This window comes from Arthrobacter sp. AOP29-A2-19, assembly GCF_058138025.1.
In genome coordinates, this window is sequence record NZ_CM176894.1 from 2,236,517 (window position 1) to 2,251,568 (window position 15,052).

Sequence of the window (15,052 nt, forward strand, 5' to 3'; positions counted from 1 at the left end):
AACCTCCGAGAGAACGGCAGCCGAGGACCATGCCCCACGAGAAGTTCACATTCACCAGCGCCAGCGGCCACGAGCTTGCGGCGACGCTCGACCTGCCGGAGGGCACGGTCAGGGGCTGGGGGGTTTTCTCCCATGGCTTCACCCTGGGAAAGGACTCGCTCGCGGCCTCCCGGGTCTGCCGCGGCCTCGCCGCCGAGGGCATCGGCATGTTGCGCTTCGACAACCTGGGACTGGGCGAGTCGACCGGTGATTTCGCGGACACGTCCTTCAGCCTCAAGGTCCGGGACACCGTTCTGGCCGCGGGGGCCCTGCGCGAACGCGGGCACACGGCGGAACTGCTTGTGGGCCATTCCCTCGGAGGCGCGGCCGTGCTCGCCGCGGCTGCGGAGATCCGCCCCCGGGCCATCGCGACCATCGGCGCACCCTACTCCCCCGGGCACGTCACCCACACCATCAACCACCTGCTCGCCGAGATCGAGGAGCACGGCAGGGCCGAGCTGAACCTCGGCGCCCGCAAGCTGGAGGTAACCCAGGCCTTTGTGAAGGACCTTGAGGCGCACGACCTGACCGGTTGCATCAACGGCCTGCACGCCGCCCTGATGGTCATGCACTCCCCCACGGACAATACGGTCGGCATCTCCAACGCCGGCGCGATCTTCCAGGCGGCCAAGCACCCCAAGTCCTTCCTGTCGCTCGACAAGGCGGACCATCTGCTGACCCAGCGCGTCCACGGCGCCCGTGCTGCACGCATGATCGCAGTGTGGGCCGAGCAGTACCTCGAATCCTCGCCCTAGCGCGGGACTCGGTCAGGGGCACGACCCGCGCCGAGAGGCCGGGATCAAGGGGCCGCCCGGGGTTCGCAGGCCGGCCGAGCTCAGCCGGCCGAGATCAGCGGGCCGGGATCAGCGGGCCGGCCGGCGCCGCGGTGGCCATCCGGAGACGGGTCCCACGCCGTCTGCCCCGCGCCGCAGCGCGGACTGGCGCTTCAGGCTCTGCTGGGCCCCGCCGGCGCGCGCCGCGTGCCGCGCCTCGGAGTCCGCCTTGGCAACGGCGCCCCAGGAGGTCGCGATCAGGTAGACCTGGCTCAGAAAGAAGAACCAGATAAACAGGCCAAGGATCACCGCGAACGACGCCAGAATCGGGTTCTTGGTCGCGCCACCGAGCAGTTCGGAGCTGAAGTACCTCAGGACGGTTGAGCCCGCGCCGGCAATCAACGCGGACTGCAGCATGGCCACGCGCGGCATGCGGATGCCCGAGGCCAGTCGGAACAGCACCACGGCGGCGGCAGCGTCCAGCAGGAGCATGACCACAATGCTGGTGACGCGCGTCATCGCGATGGCAAAACCCGACTGGATGTTTAGCAGGTCGATCACCAGCTCCAGGGCCGCACCGGCGACGAGACCTACCACGGTCGTGACCACCAGCGACAGGCCCAGGATCAGCAGGACACTCAGGTCCTTGAGCTTGAGCAGCACGGGGTTCATCGCCAGCGGCGGCAGCCCGAAGACCCCGCGCATGGCCTCGCGGAGGCCGGCGATCCAGCCCAGCGACGTCAGGAGCATGGTGGCCGTGGAGATCGCGAGGGCCCAGCCGAAGCTGCCGGAGTTGAAGAGCTGCTCCGGTGTCGCGAGCCCGCCCTCGCCGGTGTCGATGAGCCCCGGGGTGGCCTCCGCAACGGTGTCCACCACGGCGTTCTGCAGCCCCGGGTTGCCGCTGGCGACCATGCCGAAGATCGAGAACCCCGCAACCAGCAGGGCGGCGACGGAGAAGAACATGTTGTAGGCGCTTCCGGCGGCCATCAGCGGGCCGTGGCGGCGCGTGTAGAGGGTCCAGACCCGCATGGGCCGCCACGCGTTGAGCTTGGCCAGCATCCACCCCAGCAGCGCCATGGAGCGGGCCGCGAGGGGGGCGCCTTCGCGCCTCGCCCTGCCCCACGCGGCCCGCTTGCGGAGGGCGTCCGCCTTGAGCACTGCCCTGTCGAGGGGATCGGGCGGGCCGGCGGCGTCCGCTTCCCCGGACGGACCTCCCGCGCCGGCCGATGACCGGGGCGGGGTTGTTGCGCTAGTGCGTCCGGTGTCCGGTGTCGCCAAGGTGCAGCTCCTCACGTAGGGCCCACAGGCCACGGGAATCGTGCTCGAACAGGCCCACCTTCTGGACCAGGAATTCCGCTTCGTAGTCCTTCAGGACGGTCATGGCGTGGTCCATTCCCGCTTCCGTCACGTCGTGCGCCACCGTCAGATGGGGGTGGTAGGCGAATTCCGGGTCATGGTCCAGGGGTCCCGACTGCAGCAGCGTGTGCAGGCGCACGCACTCGTCCCAGCCCTCGACGACGTTCAGGTAGACCACCGGCGAGACGGGCCTGAAGGTGCCGGTGCCGCGCAGCCGCATCCTGAACGGCCGGCCGGTGGCCGCCACGAGGCGTGCGTGCTCCTTCGCCGTGTCCCAGTTCTCCGACGTCGTTCCGGTCACCAGTGTGATGTGGGGTGGCACGACCGCGGCCATCGGATCGCCGAAGGACGCCCGCCAGCGCTCCAGCTCGTCGCTCAAGTCCAGTGGCAGGCCGATGACGATTCCGACGCGGTTGACGCCGGCGTCCTGGACGCCGTTGTCCCCGTGCGCCGGACCGGCCGTCCGGTCGAGCCGGGCCATGGCCTAGCGGGCCGTCCCGGAGCGGCTGGCAGCCAAGCCGCCGCCGGCAAGTGCGCCCGGCGTCGCCTGCTGGAGGAACCCGACTTTTTCGTACACGTCCTCCAACGTAGCAGACGCGGTTTCCCGGGCCTTGAGCGCGCCGTGGGCGAGCAGGCGGTCCAGTTCGGCCGGGTCGTCCAGGAGCTCGAGCGTTCGGGTGCGGATGGGCGAAACCCGAGCGACGACGGCCTCGGCCACGTCCACCTTGAGGTGCCCGTACATCTTCCCTTCGTACTGCGCGACCAGCCGCTCCACCGTCTCGCCCGTGATGGTCGAGAGGATCTCCAACAGGTTGGAGACGCCCGGCTTCCGTTCCCGGTCGTACGCGATCACCGTTTCGTCGTCCGTCACCGCGGACTTGATGCGCTTCGCGGTCACCTTGGGATCGTCCAGGATGTTGATCAGGCCGTTCGGGCTCGACGCGGACTTGGACATCTTCGTCGTCGGGTTCTGGAGGTCGTAAATGCGCGCGCCCTCCTTCTGGATAAAGGCCTGGGGCACTGTGAACGTGTCGCCGAACCGGTGGTTGAAGCGCTGGGCGAGGTCGCGGGCCAGCTCCACGTGCTGGCGCTGGTCGTCGCCCACGGGGACGCCTTGCGGCTGGTAGAGCAGGATGTCCGCCGCCATCAGAATCGGGTACGTGAACAGGCCCACGCTCGAGGAGTCCTGGCCGCCCTTGGCCGACTTGTCCTTGAATTGCGTCATGCGCGAGGCCTCGCCGAAGCCCGTGATGCAGTTCAGCACCCAGGCAAGCTGCGCGTGCTCGGGTACCTGCGACTGCACGAACAGCGTGGACCTGTCGATGTCGATGCCGCCGGCGATGTACTGCGCGGCGGTCGTCCGGGTCCGAGCGCGGACGTCCGCCGGATCCTGCGGCGTGGTGATCGCGTGCATGTCGGGAACGAAGAAGTAGCAGTCGTTCTCGTCCTGGGACGTGACCCAGTTGACCAGCGCACCGAGGTAGTTGCCCAAATGCAGGGAGTCCGCGGACGGCTGCATGCCTGAGAGCACGCGGGGGCGGGCGTCCGCGGCGGTGGAAAGTGTCTCTGTCATGGAGTGTCCTCTAGAACTGGTAGTCGACGACCAGCGGTGCGTGGTCGGAGAAGCGCGCGTCGTAGGTTGCGGCGCGGTCAACGACTGCGTTCGACGCGAGGGCGGCAAGTTCGGGTGTGGCCATGTGGTAGTCGATGCGCCATCCGGTGTCGTTGTCGAAGGCCTGCCCCCGCCACGACCACCACGTGTACGGCCCGTCGACGTCCCCGGCCAGTTCGCGGGCGACATCCTTGAAACCGATCTCGTCGCCGAAGAACCTGTCGAAGTACGCGCGCTCCTCGGGCAGGAAGCCCGAACGCTTGACGTTGCCCCGCCAGTTCTTGATGTCCCGGGGCGTGTGCCCCACGTTCAGGTCCCCGACGATCAGGGCGAAGTCCTTTTCGCCGCGCAGTTGCGGGAGCCGGTCCAGCATCACGTCGAGGAAACGGTACTTGTCCACCTGCTTGGGGGTATCTGCCTCGCCGGAGTGCACGTACGCGCTGGCAACGGTCAGGACACGTCCGCCGTCCACGGCGAGGTCCGCCTCCACCCAGCGACCCGAGGTCGAGAAGAACTCGTCGCCGATGTGGGCCCGGGTCGCGACCGGCTCGGCGCGGGACGCGATGGCGACCCCGGCGCGTCCCTTGGCCTCGGCCTCGGCGTGGACAATGTGCCAACCGTCGCCGATCAGTCCGCGCAGGATGGCGTCTGGCGCACGGACCTCCTGCAGGCACAGGACGTCGACGTCGCGGCCGTCCAACCATTCCGCCATGCCGCGCTTGTAGGCGGCACGGACGCCGTTGACGTTGACCGAGGCCACGCGTAGCGCACCGTCGGACTTGGACACCTTCGATTCCACAGCAGAGCTCACCCGATCCAGCTTACCCAACGGGGGCTAGTCGATGACCTCGCCCGACAGCGGCTGGGAGCCATCGGACGGCTTCATCATGGAGCGGGCGTTGTGCGCGGTGATTTCGATGGTCTCGACGGCGCGGTCGACCATTGCGCGCGCGTCCTCACCGGACCGGCCCAGGTTTTCCTTGATGACCCCGGCCTGCACCTGGACGATCTTGAGGGAGTGGTCCAGCTTGAGGTCGCGGTTGCGGGTTGCCTCGTCGACGACCACGGTCTGCGAAGGTCCGCCGGCGCGTGCGGCCATCCCTGCCGTTGCGGTCTTGAGCTGGTCGGTCATCTTCCGCGCCCCGCGGCGCAGGCCGAAAACGAGGAAGGCGGAGAGCATCAGCCAGCCGAGCGAAACGATCGCCACGATCCAACCGATGACGTCGTTTTGGTTCGCCGCGAAGACGACGGCGACGAGGAATACGGTGACCATAACGGCAAGCGACAAGGTGCTTGCCCTGAGGGTGATCTTCTTGTCCTGTGCGGTGGTGGCGTTGCCGAGGGATTGCATGGGGATATTCTCTCAAACCCCGGCGCACCTCCCCCGCGGTTCTACCGTGGGCGAACAGAGCGGTGCCGGCGGCCTACCAGGTCACGAGGCAGAACGGGTGCCTTTGCGGGTCCAGGTAGACGCGGTAGTTCTGCCCGCCGGTGTTCATGGAGGTCGCCCCCAGCTTGAGCACCTGTTCCTCGGCGAGGTCCAAGTCGTCGACGCGGACATCGAGGTGCGCCTGCTGCGGGTGCACGTGTCCGGGCCACGCGGGCGGGACGTAGACGTCGACCCGCTGGAAAGCGATCGCCGGCCGGTCCGGCGCGTCGCCGATCGTGATCCATCCGTCGTCGTCCTGCTGGACGCGCACCATCCCCAGCATCTGCTCGTAGAACGTCGCCAGGGTATCGGTGTCTTCGCAATCGATTACAACGGCGTGCCACTTGCCGATCATCGGGTCTCCTCGGGTTGGGGTTATCCAGACTACCCTCAGGTTTCGCGCCGATGCCGTGGGCCGTTGCCTATTTCAGGAACAGCGCCCTCAGCCGTGTGGTCGTCAGCACCATTCCAACGACGATCATGACCACGTAGTACAGCACGTGGCCAACCATCGACCAGCCGAAGGCGCCGACGCTGAGCTGGCGCAGGAGTTCGACCCCGTGCCACAGGGGCAGTGCCTGGATGATCCACTGGATGGCCTGCGGGTACACGCTCAGCGGGTAGAGCGTCGCGGAGAAGAGAAACATTGGCAGCATGATGAAGTTGATCCAGTCCATCTGCTGGAACGTCTTCATAAAGCTCGTGATGCCCATGCCGATCGAAGCGAACCCGAAGGCCACCAGCACCGACGCCGGGATCATCAGCAGGGCCCATGGTGACGTGACGAGCCCCATCAGGGCCATCACGGCCGTGAACCCCGTGGCGTAGAGGAAGCCGCGCAGGAGGGCCAGGAAGATCTCCCCGATCGCGACATCCAGCGGGCCAAGCGAGGTGTAAAGCATGTTCTGGTAGAGCTTGGCGAAGTTCATCTTGAAGAAGACGTTCCACGTCGAGTCGTAGACGGCGCCGTTCATCGCCGAGACCGCCAGGAGCGCCGGGGCGATGTACGCCGCGTAGCTGATGGGCTGGCCGTCCGGCCCGGTCACGGTGCCCACCAGCGCGCCGAGGCCGATGCCCATCGAGAGCAGGTACAGGACCGGCTCGAAGAAGCCGGACACCGTCACCATCCAGTTGCTCGTCTTGGTCGCCAGCAGCCCGCGGGCGATGACGGCCTTGGCGTTCCTGGCGTAGATGCCCGCGAAGGGCCGGGTGTCGGCGGACAGTTCGAGGTCCTCGTCCTGGACAACGCTCATCTCAACCCTCCAGTCGCCGTGCGTAGATGCGCCGTGCCACCAGCAGTCCCGCGGTGGCGAGCACCACCAGGTACGCCACGTGCACCGCCGTGAGCCACGGCGGTTCGGTGTGTCCGTAGCTGAGTAGCCGGCCCAATTCCGTCCCGTGCCAGACCGGCGATATCCAGCCGATCCACTGGAGGTACCACGGCAGGACCGAGAGCGGGAAGAACGTTCCGGAGAACAGGAACAACGGCATAACGATGAACCGCTGGACCATGGCGAACTGTCCGCGGTCGTCCTTGATGGACGCGGAATAGGCCATCATGGGGACGCCGAAAGCCAGTCCTGCGAGCGTCGCGGTGAAGATGCTCACCCACGCCCACGGCCCCGGCGCCGCGCCGAAGAGGGCGACAATGGCCAGATAGACGGCGCTCTGCGCCACCAGCCGGATGGAGACGGCCAGAACGTGGCCCTGGCAAATTTGGTGCGGCGTGATGGGCGAAGCCAGCGGCCCGTAGTAGGTGCGCCGCCACTTGAATCCGCTGACCACGGGATAGGAGAATTCCTCCGTGGCCGCCATAACGGCGCCCGAGGCCAGGAGCGCCGGGACGATGAACTGCAGGTACCCGACTCCCCCGAACTCCTCACCTGTTCCGTTCGCGTCGACCAGGCTGGCGAGCCCCACGCCCATTGCCACCAGGTACATCAGCGGGTTGCCCACCGAATAGGCGATGATGACGTCGAGGTAGCTCTTCATCTGGCGGAGGACCTGCTCGGCCATGTACCAGGTCCCGAAGCGCCGGGCGCGCTCGGCGCTGACTGCGGGGGAATGCGGAACCAGTTCGGAGGCGAAGAAGCGCTCCTCGGCCGAGACCTTGGTGGCCGTCGCCGGCGTCGCCCCCGCGTCGTTGTGTTCGCTACTCAACGAGGCTCCTACCGGTGAGCCGGAGGAAAACGTCCTCCAGCGACGAGCGGCGGACTAGCGAGGTGATGGGCGTCAGCCCCCGGCCGGTCACCTGCTCCAGGGCCGCCTCGCCGTCGTTCGCGTAGATCAGGACGCGGTCCGGCAGCGTCTCCCGCCGCTCGCCGATGCCCTCCAGTTCCCCTGCCACCGTGGTGTTGCGCTCCGTCCCGAAGCGCAGCTCGAGGACCTCGCGGGTCGAGTACTCGCGGATCAGGGAGGCTGGAGAGCCCTCGGCCATGATGCGGCCCTTGTCCACTACGATTAGCCGGTCGCAGAGCTGCTCGGCCTCGTCCATATAGTGCGTGGTAAGGATCAGCGTGACCCCCTTCTCCTTGAGCCGGAAGAGCCGGTCCCAGAGGATGTGCCGCGCCTGCGGGTCGAGGCCCGTTGTGGGCTCGTCGAGGAGCAGGATCTTGGGGTCGTTGATCAGCGAGCGGGCGATCGTGAGGCGCCGCTTCATGCCGCCGGAAAGGTCGTCGACGCGGGACTTCCGCTTGTCGGTCAGCTGTGCGAAGTCGAGAAGCTCGTCGGCCTTGGGCTGAAGGTAGGACATGGGCAGGCCGAAGTAGCGCCCGTAGACCAAGAGGTTGTCGCGGACCCTCAATTCCTCGTCCAGGTTGTCCTGCTGCGGGACCACACCGAGGTGCGCGCGGACCTCGGGACCCTGCTTTTCGGGGTCGAGGCCCATGATCGTCAATTCGCCGGCCGACCGCTGCGAGACGCCGCCGATCATCCGCATCGTGGTGGACTTGCCGGCACCGTTGGGCCCCAGAAGGCCGAAGGATTCGCCCGCGGCCACATCGAAGGAGATTCCGTCGACGGCGGTGATGTCGCCGTACGTCTTGGTCAGGTTGGTGGCCGAGATAACAGTGGGCCGCGATGTGTTGTGTTGCACATCAAGACTGTAAGCCCAATTGAGTGATTGGCACAAATCAATCACCGGCTGTGCTGCAACGATGCGGAACGACGCCGGCACCCCTTGGGCGCCGGCGTCGTCCGTGGCCGTCGGTGGGCGGTTCGGCGGCCTTCGTTGGCCGCCCGCTCAGGCCCGGTGGCGCGGATCCGTGTCTGGGTCGTGGAACGGATCGTGGGGATTGGACGTGTCGGGATCGGCCGTGGGGTCGACGGGCCGCGTGGTGTCCGGGTCGCCGGCGGGATCGACCGGCCGCGTCGTTCCGGGGTCTCCCTCCGGGTCCACCGGGCGCGGTTCATTGGGCTCGGGCGTCGAATGCCCGCGGGGCTGCCAACCACCGTCCTCCGACGCCCCCGCGGGACCGGTGGCTCCGGTCGGGCCGTCGTGCGCGACGCCATCCGTGGGGCGGCCCGTGGAACCGTCCCATCCCTCCGGATCCTTATCGTAGAGGCGGCGGTGCGCGTCGGCGTCGTCGTCCGCAGTGGTGTCCTGACGGCGGGCGTCTTCGTCGACGAACGTGTCGCGATCCTGCCGTGAATGCAGAGTCTCCTCGCGCACCGCGTCGGCCCGCGTGCTGTCATCGCCAACGGAACCATCGCGCACCGCGTCGGCCCGCGTGCTGTCATCGCGAACGGCATCGCGGTCCTGCGCGTCGCGGTCCTGCGCATCGCGGTCCTTGGCGCCCGCCATGGCCACCGCGGCGGCTCCCCCGCCAACGGCCGCGGCCGCGGGAGGCGCCTGGTGGCGTGCCTGATCGGACGCGTCGCCGCTGCGGGCCGCCTTTCCGTCGACCCGGACGTCGGGGTCCAGTTCGTCGGCCCGGCGCAGCTGGTCGTCCAGTTCTTGCCGCGTGCTCTTGGCCTCCGCGGCCTTGGCCTCCGCCTCCTGGCGCTTGCGGGCGGCAGCGTTGTCCGCCTCGCGGGCCTCCACGTTGGCCTTGTCCGCCTGGACTTCTCTCTCGCGGGCCGCCAGTTCCGTCTCGCGCGCGGATACCCGCATTTTCTCGGCCTCGCGCCGATCCTCTTCCTGCTGCTGCCGGCGCTTTTTCCTGCCAAGGGCGACGGCAGCGCCGATGAGAACGAGCACAACAACCACTGCGACGACGATCCACACGATCTGGGTACTGTCCATTGCTTCAAAACCCCTTTTCTGGGCTGATTTTCCTCTGGACCCTGCGTGCTCTTTCTACCACTTTCGCCCGCCGCTGGACACAGCGCGGTCCCCGCATCCAATGGATGGCGGGGACCGCTGACTTCGGTGTTTGGCCCGAACCTACTCCGTGGCCTCGACCCGACGCTCGGCCGCCTCGACCACGTTCGACAGCAGCATGGCCCGGGTCATCGGGCCCACACCACCCGGGTTCGGCGACAGCCACGAGGCTACCCCGGCGGCTGCGGGCTCCACATCGCCGGTGACGACCGCCTTGCCGTTGCCGTCATCGACACGGCTCACGCCGACGTCGAGCACGATCGCGCCCGGCTTGAGGTCCGCGGCCTTGATCATGTGCGGCTGCCCGGCCGCGGCGATGACGACGTCGGCCCGGCCGAGGTGCCCGGCCAAGTCGGTGGTCCCGGTATGCGCCAGGGTGACCGTCGCGTTGATGTCGCGGCGGGTCAACAACAGGCCTATCGGCCGACCGATGGTGACGCCGCGGCCGACGACGAGGACGTTCTTGCCGGCCAGCGAAAGCCCGTGGCGCTCGATCAGCTCTACGCACCCCTTCGGAGTGCACGGCAACGGCGTCGACATCGGGCGGTTCACGTTGGCCACGAGCCTGCCGAGGTTCATGGGGTGCAGCCCGTCGGCATCCTTTTCCGGATCCATGGCCTCGAGGACGGTGTCCTGGTCGATGTGCTTGGGAAGCGGAAGCTGCACGATGTAGCCGGTGCAGTCGGGATTCTCGTTGAGTTCCCGGACCTTCTCCAGTAGTTCGTCCTGGGTGGTCTCCTCCGGCAGGTCGACGCGGATGGAATTGATCCCCACCTGCGCGCAGTCCTTGTGTTTGCCTCCGACGTACCACTGCGAGCCCGGATCCGACCCTACGAGGATCGTGCCGAGGCCGGGCACAATGCCCTTCGCTTTGAGCGCAGCGACGCGCTCCTTCAGTTCCGCCTTGATGGCGGCTGCGGTGGCTTTGCCGTCGAGGACCTGTGCCTGCGGCCGGGCGGCCGTCTGTTCTTGTGCCATAGCGGCGTTCAGCTCCTGTTCTAGGATGAAGGCTTTTCCGCGGTCGCAGCAGCCGGTGAAGCAGCAATCGACCGCGGGGATGTCGAATTCGTCGGAAGCCGCCGCCGCGGAGCGCAGGGCACCGGACGGCAGGTCAGACGGGAACGGGTCGGCGGCTGTCCCGATGTCCTACCACTGCTCCAGACCCGGGTAGAGCGGGAATCCCGCCGCCAGCTTCTCGACGCGCTCGCGGAGGTCGTCGAGGTCGGCGGCCGCGCCGTCGCGCAGGGCGGCGGCAATGATCTCGGCGACCTCCGTGAACTCGGTGGCCCCGAAACCGCGGGTGGCCAGCGCCGGCGTGCCAATGCGCAGCCCGGAGGTGACCATGGGCGGACGCGGGTCGAACGGCACCGAGTTGCGGTTGACGGTGATGCCGACGGAGTGCAGCAGGTCCTCCGCCTGCTGCCCGTCGAGCTCCGAGTCGCGCAGATCGACGAGCACCAGGTGGACGTCGGTGCCGCCCGTCAGCACGGAGACGCCACGCTCGGCGACGTCCGGCGCGGTGAGCCGATCCGCGAGGATGTGGGCACCCTCCAGCGTGCGCTGCTGGCGGTCCTTGAACTCGTCGGATCCGGCGATCTTGAAGGCGACCGCCTTGCCGGCGATGGCGTGCATCAGCGGGCCGCCCTGCTGGCCCGGGAAAACATTGGAGTTGATCTTCTTGGCCAGCTCCGCGTTGTTGGTCAGGATGATGCCCGAGCGGGGCCCGGCCAGCGTCTTGTGGACCGTGGAGGTGACAACGTCCGCATACGGGACGGGGTTCGGGTGCAGGCCCGCGGCCACGAGCCCGGCGAAGTGCGCCATGTCCACCCACAAGAGCGCCCCGACCTCGTCCGCAATGGCGCGGAACGCGGCGAAGTCCAGCTGGCGGGGGTACGCCGACCAGCCCGCGACGATCACCTGCGGGCGCTCCTGCAGCGCCTGCTCGCGCAGCTTGTCCATGTCGACCCGGAACGTCTCCGGTTCCACCTCGTAGGCCGCCACCTTGTACAGCTTGCCGGAGAAGTTCAGCTTCATGCCGTGGGTGAGGTGGCCGCCGTGGGCCAGCGAGAGGCCCAGCATCTTGTCGCCGGGCTTGATCATTGCGGCCAGCGCCGCGGCGTTGGCCGATGCGCCCGAGTGCGGCTGCACGTTGGCGAACTTGGCGCCGAAGAGCGCCTTGACGCGTTCGATGGCCAGGTTTTCGGCGACGTCGACGTGCTCGCAGCCGCCGTAGTATCGGCGGCCCGGGTAGCCCTCCGCGTACTTGTTCGTCAGCACGGATCCCTGTGCCTCGAGGACCGCGCGCGGCGCGAAATTTTCCGACGCAATCATTTCCAGCGTGTTCCGCTGGCGTCCGAGCTCCGCGTCGAGGACGGCGGCGATCTCCGGATCGATGGCGGAGAGGGGCTGGTTGGTCACGGTGTTCTCGTAGGTCACGGGGTGATCTCCTGAAGCGGGAAAGGGTGTGGTCGCTGGGCGGGTCAAGTTGTCGGCGCACGCCGGAAAACATGACCTTGGGCCCAGGCGCGCGGTCCGTGGTCGTCGCTCGTGCTGCTCCCCGGTGGTCCTCCACCCAACGCCAGTCGCAACGCGATCCATGCTAGCCGAAACCCGCACGGAGCCCGCCTCCGTGACGAAGCGGGAACGCCGTGTGCGGAGCGCGCACCGGGCAGGCGGGCGGTAAGGTTTTCCGGTGACCACCACCGAGCATTTCACCGTGTCCCTCTCCTGCGCCGACCGGCCCGGAATCGTGCATGCCGTCTCCGGAGCGTTGTTGGAGGCCGGCGGCAACATTACTGAGTCCCAGCAGTTCGAGAGCCGGGAGACCGGAACGTTCTTTATGCGCGTAGCCGTGGAGACCGCGGCGGGCGCCGGACGGCTGGACGAGGCCCTTGCGCCCGTGGCCGCCGAGTTCGGCATGGCGCTCGGCATCCACCCCGGGGACCGCCCCCTGCGCACGCTCATCATGTGCTCGAAAGAGGGGCACGTGCTCAACGACCTGCTGTTCAAGCAGCGCTCGGGATCGCTGCCGATCGAGATCCCGGTGATCGTCTCCAACCATCCGGACCTGCGGCCGATGGCGGAGTTCTACGGCATCGATTTCGAACACGTGCCGGTGACGGCCGCGACCAAGGCCGACGCCGAGGCCCGCCTCCTGGAGCTCGTGGCCGAGCACGACGTCGAACTGGTGGTCCTGGCCCGCTACATGCAGATCCTGAGCGACGACCTGTGCCGCGAGTTGTCCGGGCGGGCCATCAATATCCACCACTCGTTCCTGCCTTCGTTCAAGGGCGCCAAGCCGTACCACCAGGCCCATGCGCGGGGAGTGAAGCTGATCGGGGCCACCGCCCACTACGTGACAGCCGACCTGGACGAGGGGCCGATCATCGAGCAGGAGGTCATTCGCGTCGACCACGCACGGACGCCGGAACAATTCGTGGCCATGGGCCGCGACGTCGAGGGCCGCACCCTGGCACAAGCCGTCCAGTGGCACGCCCAGCGGCGGGTCCTCCTGGACGGTAAGCGCACGGTCGTCTTCAACTAGCGATCACCCGGCGTCCGGGGAACCTTCCGCCCGGACGGCCGCGCGCTCGCCAACGGGGTCGCCGGCGGCGGATGCGCGCACGCGCCCCGGCCCCACGGCGCGGAGGGCGTTGAGGATGGTCACGAGGTCCACGGCTTCCTGGGTCAGGGCTCCGACAATGGCCGGCAGGGCTCCGGTCGCCGCCACGAACATCAGCAGGACGGACAGCGCCATGCCCAGCCAGATGCTCTGCAGCGCCACGCGCACCGTCCGCTGCCCAATAGCGACGGCGGTGGCGGTCTTGAAGAGGTCGTCGGTCACGATGACCACGTCGGCACTCTCGCTCGCCGCCGTGGATCCGCGCGCCCCCATCGCCACCCCCACCTCGGCCGCGGCCAGGACGGGGGCGTCGTTGACACCGTCGCCCACCATCATGACCGGCCGTTCCGCGGCGGAACCGATCATGCGCACCTTGTCCTCCGGCAGACACTCGGCCAGCACGCGCGTGAGTCCCACCTGACGGGCGACGTGTGCGGCCGTGCCCTCCTGGTCCCCCGTCACCATCAGCCGCTCGGCCACGCCCAGGCGCGCCAGTTCGGACAGCGTCCTTCGCGCGTCGTTCCTCAATTGGTCGCTCATCACGAGCACCCCGGCAAACCTGTCGTCGACCGCGACGTAGATGGACATCTCGCCGGGTCCCAACGGGTAGTGCTCGACCCCCGAGGCGTGTTCGCGGACGTGCCGTTCCTTCCCCACCAAGACCCGCCGCCCGTCGATCGTCGCCACGACGCCATTGGTCGCCGCCTCGCTGGCGTGGTGCCCCGGCGCCGGCTCCAATCCGCGCGCGCGGGCGGCCGCGATGACTGATCCAGCCAGGACATGGGATGAGAACTGCTCGGCGGACGCCGCCAACCACAACAGGTCCCGGGCCCGGATTCCCCCGACCGGCAGCACGGAAACCAGTTCCGGCCGGCCGTACGTCAGCGTTCCCGTCTTGTCGAACGCCGCCGTCCGGACCCGGGCCAGTGCCTCGATGGTGGCCCCGCTCTTGACGATGATGCCGTTGCGCGCCGCCCGGCTCATGCCCCCCATAAACGCCACCGGCGCCGCGATGAGCAGCGGACACGGCGTGGCGACCACCAGCACCTCGGCAAAGCGGACCGGATCCCCGGAGAGCCACCAGGCTGCGATCCCGACGGCGTAGGCGAACAGGGTGAACGGCCCGGCATAGCGATCCGCCAAGCGAACCACCGGCGCGCGCGAGGCCGCGGCCTCGCGCACCAAGGCCACAATCCGCGAGTATTGGGAGTCGCTGGCGCGCGCCGTTGCTTCCATCCGGATGGCACGCGCGCCGTTAAGCACGCCGGACATCACCGCGTCGCCCGCGTTGTGCGTGACGGGCATCGACTCGCCGGTCAGCGACGACTCGTCGAAGTCGGCCACATCTGACCGAAGGATGCCGTCGACCGGTACCACCTCCGAGGGGCGGACAAGCAGCGTGTCGCCGGGCTCCACCTCCTCGACCGCGACGTCGCGCACCGTGCCCGAGGCCTCCAGCACGTGCGCGCGCCTCGGGGCGCGCTCCATCAGCGCAGTGAGCTCGCGCTTCGCCCGCCGTCCGGCAAAGTCCTCGAGCGCCTCGCCGCCCGCGAGCATCAGGCAGATGACGAGTGCCGCGGCGTACTCTCCCACCACGACGGTCGCGACGATCGCGGTGAACGCCAGGACATCGATCCCCCAGTGGCCCCTCAGCAGGTCGCGCAGCATGTCGTAGCCGACCAGCGCGGCCACCAGTAGCGCGAATACGCCCGCGGTCCAGCGGCCTGCCTCCTCCCAGCCGGCCAGATGCAGGACCGCGACGCCGGCGCCCACAACGAGGGTTGCGGCCACAAGCGGGTAGCGCCGGATCGGCGGCACGATTCTGTTGGCGCTCACGGTGCCCGCCTTCTCGGGTCGGATGTCCCCCATATGTATCCCTAAAGGTCTGCCCTGCCAACCC

General features: G+C 68.3%; 15 protein-coding genes and 1 riboswitch. Of the genes, 2 read left to right on the forward strand and 13 right to left on the reverse strand.

Going from position 1 to position 15,052, the window contains the following annotated elements:
* Nucleotides 1–29 precede the first annotated feature (29 nt).
* Nucleotides 30–794 carry an alpha/beta hydrolase family protein gene (locus tag AC3ZJJ_RS10295; RefSeq protein WP_489891726.1) on the forward strand — a complete coding sequence of 255 codons (765 nt, stop codon included), beginning with the start codon at nucleotides 30–32 and terminating at the stop codon, nucleotides 792–794.
* Between the two features lie 108 nt (nucleotides 795–902).
* Here AC3ZJJ_RS10295 and AC3ZJJ_RS10300 read toward each other — a convergent pair whose 3' ends face one another.
* From AC3ZJJ_RS10300 to glyA, 12 genes are all read right to left on the reverse strand, one after another.
* Complete coding sequence (locus AC3ZJJ_RS10300; protein ID WP_489891727.1) at nucleotides 903–2,090, reverse strand: YihY/virulence factor BrkB family protein; 1,188 nt, start codon at nucleotides 2,088–2,090, stop codon at nucleotides 903–905.
* Entirely contained in the window at nucleotides 2,062–2,649 is a 588-nt protein-coding gene (locus AC3ZJJ_RS10305; RefSeq protein WP_489891728.1) for a 2'-5' RNA ligase family protein, read from the reverse strand. Before AC3ZJJ_RS10305 ends, AC3ZJJ_RS10300 begins: the two co-directional genes overlap by 29 nt.
* Before the next feature lie 3 nt (nucleotides 2,650–2,652).
* Nucleotides 2,653–3,741 carry a tryptophan--tRNA ligase gene (gene trpS / locus AC3ZJJ_RS10310; RefSeq protein ID WP_489891729.1) on the reverse strand — a complete coding sequence of 363 codons (1,089 nt, stop codon included), beginning with the start codon at nucleotides 3,739–3,741 and terminating at the stop codon, nucleotides 2,653–2,655.
* Nucleotides 3,742–3,751: 10 nt separating this feature from the next.
* A complete protein-coding gene (locus AC3ZJJ_RS10315) occupies nucleotides 3,752–4,600 on the reverse strand; it encodes an exodeoxyribonuclease III (RefSeq protein WP_489895795.1) in 849 nt (282 codons plus the stop codon).
* Between the two features lie 15 nt (nucleotides 4,601–4,615).
* Nucleotides 4,616–5,131, reverse strand: coding sequence for a hypothetical protein (locus AC3ZJJ_RS10320; RefSeq protein WP_489891730.1), 516 nt, complete (start codon nucleotides 5,129–5,131; stop codon nucleotides 4,616–4,618).
* Nucleotides 5,132–5,204: 73 nt separating this feature from the next.
* Nucleotides 5,205–5,564 carry a VOC family protein gene (locus AC3ZJJ_RS10325; RefSeq protein WP_489891731.1) on the reverse strand — a complete coding sequence of 120 codons (360 nt, stop codon included), beginning with the start codon at nucleotides 5,562–5,564 and terminating at the stop codon, nucleotides 5,205–5,207.
* 67 nt (nucleotides 5,565–5,631) lie between these two features.
* Nucleotides 5,632–6,462: an ABC transporter permease gene (locus AC3ZJJ_RS10330; RefSeq protein WP_489891732.1), complete on the reverse strand. Its 831-nt coding sequence runs from the start codon at nucleotides 6,460–6,462 to the stop codon at nucleotides 5,632–5,634.
* A 1-nt stretch (nucleotide 6,463) separates the two neighbouring features.
* Nucleotides 6,464–7,225, reverse strand: a complete 762-nt coding sequence (locus AC3ZJJ_RS10335; protein WP_489895797.1) for an ABC transporter permease — start codon at nucleotides 7,223–7,225, stop codon at nucleotides 6,464–6,466.
* A gap of 136 nt (nucleotides 7,226–7,361) precedes the next feature.
* Entirely contained in the window at nucleotides 7,362–8,303 is a 942-nt protein-coding gene (locus AC3ZJJ_RS10340) for an ABC transporter ATP-binding protein (protein WP_489891733.1), read from the reverse strand.
* A gap of 147 nt (nucleotides 8,304–8,450) precedes the next feature.
* Nucleotides 8,451–9,452 (reverse strand): hypothetical protein, encoded by a 1,002-nt coding sequence (locus AC3ZJJ_RS10345; protein WP_489891734.1) that lies wholly within the window; start codon nucleotides 9,450–9,452, stop codon nucleotides 8,451–8,453.
* 141 nt (nucleotides 9,453–9,593) lie between these two features.
* On the reverse strand, nucleotides 9,594–10,508 hold the full coding sequence (locus tag AC3ZJJ_RS10350) for a bifunctional methylenetetrahydrofolate dehydrogenase/methenyltetrahydrofolate cyclohydrolase (RefSeq protein WP_489891735.1): 915 nt from the start codon (nucleotides 10,506–10,508) through the stop codon (nucleotides 9,594–9,596).
* A gap of 168 nt (nucleotides 10,509–10,676) precedes the next feature.
* Nucleotides 10,677–11,966, reverse strand: a complete 1,290-nt coding sequence (gene glyA, locus AC3ZJJ_RS10355) for a serine hydroxymethyltransferase (RefSeq protein WP_489891736.1) — start codon at nucleotides 11,964–11,966, stop codon at nucleotides 10,677–10,679.
* Nucleotides 11,967–12,040: 74 nt separating this feature from the next.
* Nucleotides 12,041–12,126: riboswitch (ZMP/ZTP riboswitch) on the reverse strand.
* A gap of 96 nt (nucleotides 12,127–12,222) precedes the next feature.
* Between glyA and purU the strand changes: the two genes are divergently transcribed.
* Entirely contained in the window at nucleotides 12,223–13,074 is an 852-nt protein-coding gene (gene purU / locus AC3ZJJ_RS10360) for a formyltetrahydrofolate deformylase (RefSeq protein ID WP_489891737.1), read from the forward strand.
* 3 nt (nucleotides 13,075–13,077) lie between these two features.
* On the opposite strand, the gene AC3ZJJ_RS10365 is transcribed toward purU, so the two are convergent.
* A complete protein-coding gene (locus AC3ZJJ_RS10365; RefSeq protein WP_489891738.1) occupies nucleotides 13,078–15,021 on the reverse strand; it encodes a heavy metal translocating P-type ATPase in 1,944 nt (647 codons plus the stop codon).
* Nucleotides 15,022–15,052: the final 31 nt, after the last annotated feature.